Consider the following 432-nt stretch of genomic DNA (forward strand, 5'->3'; position numbering starts at 1 on the left):
GAGTATAAGAGTCAGAACATGATATTGGATATGTCTAGAGGCAAACCATGTCCTGAACAACTTGATCTTTCCACTGAAATGCTCGATATCTTGATATTTGATGATCACTTAAAGGCAAAGGATGGTTCGGATTGTCGCAATTACGGAGGTATTGACGGAATTCCTGAAGCAAAAGAATTATTTTCTCAAATTCTTGAGGTTAGCACAAACGAAATCATTATAGGTGGCAATTCAAGCCTTAATATGATGTATGATACTATATCCCGAGCGATGCTTCATGGTGTTTACGGTAGCGGATCGCAATGGGGGAAGCTTCCAGCAATAAAATTTTTGTGCCCCAGTCCAGGTTATGACAGGCATTTTGCCATATGTGAGCTCTTAAATATAGAGATGATCGTAGTAGACATGTTGCAGAATGGACCAGATATGGAT

At 39.6% G+C, this 432-nt stretch carries 1 pseudogene; it reads left to right on the forward strand.

The features are described from left to right. Positions 1-432: pseudogene (locus tag AC1DPK_RS34315) on the forward strand (aminotransferase); the annotation flags it as partial.

Source organism: Paenibacillus sp. 01T424, assembly GCF_056398745.1.